We start from the raw sequence: 2099 nt of genomic DNA on the forward strand, positions 1-2099 counted from the left end.
ATAATTTTCAATAAATTTGAGGACTGATTTTTCTAAAATAGAAATTCTACAGCCTCGTTATACAGCTCGTCCAATAAAGGAGAACTACTCAATGTACATCTTAAAAAATCAAGCTTTAACCCTTTCAGCTGTCATCTTACTGACTACAGGGTGCTCACCATCATCTGAGGTACCCTCTAGTAGTAAAATCAATGATTACAATGGCTCTGCAAGTATTACTCAAGGCATTGCTAAAACAGTAGAGTCGAATCTTTTTAAGTGTGAAAACGGGCGCAGCCGGGTTGCTAGTATAGGAGAAATAGCAGACTCAGAAGGAAAGGTTTGGATTGTTCCAGCCGAAAATAACTTTGCTATTGGACCAAAGGCTGTCGACCTATACGAAGAGTGTTCAAACATCACCCCAAAAAATATTGCTGATGTTGATGAAACCTCAGTACCTGTCGTCGTTGTCGATCCAGACGGCGAAGAAATTACAGGTTATATTTTTGCCGATAATTATTTTGAGCTTTATATCAATGGCAATCTCATTGCTGTAGACGCTGTGCCATTTACACCATTTAATTCTAATATCGTGAAATTTAAGGTTAAGAAACCTTACACGATTGCGGTAAAGGTTATTGATTGGGAAGAAAATTCAGGCTTGGGTACAGAAGACAACCGTGGAAAAGTTTATCATCCTGGTGATGGAGGCTTTATTGCTAGTTTTAGTGATGGAACAGTCACTAGTTCAGAGTGGCAAGCTCAAACATTCTATACTGCCCCAATTTATGATCTTACTTGTCTAAATGAGATTGAAGGGAAACGTTTATCTGAGGCTTGTACGACTGAAGGAACTGACCACGGACAAAATGCTTATGCCGCTCATTGGGAAGTCCCAAACAACTGGATGGAACAAGGTTTTGATTCAACACATTGGCCGCAAGCAACGTTATACTCGGAAGATGATATTGGAGTAAATAATAAAAAGGCATATATGAATTTTATTGAAAAATTTAGTGGCGCTGGTGCAAAATTTATTTGGTCTACAAATGTCGTTCTTGATAATGAAGTTTTACTTAAATACGAGGTTAGGTAAACCTTATCACTCATATATATTCATTTTTGAGTTAACATAGTTATTTTTTGTGCAGGCAAAAGGTGTAATGGAATAACCGCCGTATAACAAGAGACTATGGCGTCAATAGCTAATTTGTAGCCTTTGGCGCTTCCCACATGACCCCATCACTCAGCATTGAATTTAAGATGACAACCATCTTTCTAATGCACGCAATAATAGCCACTTTCTTAGGCTTACCCGCTGCGACTAATCGTTGATATGTTTCCTTAAACACGGGGTTACTTTGTATTGCTGACATCATGGCGATGTACAAAACAGTCCTGACTTGATGCCTGCCTCCTTGGATTTTCCGCAGCCCTTTATAGCGTCCACTTTCTCGATTCATGGGTGCCACACCGACTAACGCAGACGCTTGTTTGTTGTTTATATATCCTAACTCTGGCAAGTTACTGATGATAGAAGCGGAGGCTATTTTTCCAATGCCTTTCATGCTCTGTAAGATGCAATTCTTCGCTTGATAATCTAGACAGGATCCTATGAGCGCGACGATTTTATTCTCAATTTTGGTTATCTGGTTTTTAAAGACGGTGAGAATAGGTTTGATGGTCATAGCGAGTTCTTTTGGAAGGATTTGAAGACGATTTTTTTCCATCGTTTGCATGACGAGTAATTGATTTCGCCTTCCGACTAAATCACTCATAGCCTGCATCATATCTGGCTTTAGTTGAGATAACCTAGGCTGAATCGCCTCACCATAATGAGCAATAAGTTGAGCATCAAGTTTATCTGTTTTAGCTCGCTGACCTATCGCCCCAGCAAAGCGTTTAATGTGAATGGGGTTGGCGACAACGAAGGGTAAATTAGCGTTTGCGCAGGCGACGATGAACGGCATTTCTAATCGGCCAGTTGCTTCAATGACAATGCGCCCATGTGAATGCTGTTGGATTTTTTTAATGGCTTCTTTAATACCCTTTTCATCGTTGGAAACAGTGAAATAAATATCGAGAGGGCGGATATAAATATCTAACTGAAACTTGCCTGT

The 2099-nt window shown here is 39.8% G+C and carries 2 protein-coding genes; one reads left to right on the forward strand and one right to left on the reverse strand.

Going from position 1 to position 2099, the window contains the following annotated elements; all coding sequences use genetic code 11:
• Window positions 1–91: 91 nt before the first annotated feature.
• A complete protein-coding gene (locus GQS54_RS22710; RefSeq protein ID WP_166426196.1) occupies window positions 92–1075 on the forward strand; it encodes a hypothetical protein in 984 nt (327 codons plus the stop codon).
• A gap of 109 nt (window positions 1076–1184) precedes the next feature.
• Here the strand turns inward: GQS54_RS22710 and GQS54_RS22715 are convergent.
• Window positions 1185–2099: IS110 family transposase (locus GQS54_RS22715; protein ID WP_166426197.1), on the reverse strand; the 915-nt coding region annotated here is incomplete at its 5' end.

Origin of the sequence: Paraglaciecola sp. 20A4, from assembly GCF_011378905.1 — a bacterium.
Lineage (GTDB): Bacteria > Pseudomonadota > Gammaproteobacteria > Enterobacterales > Alteromonadaceae > Paraglaciecola.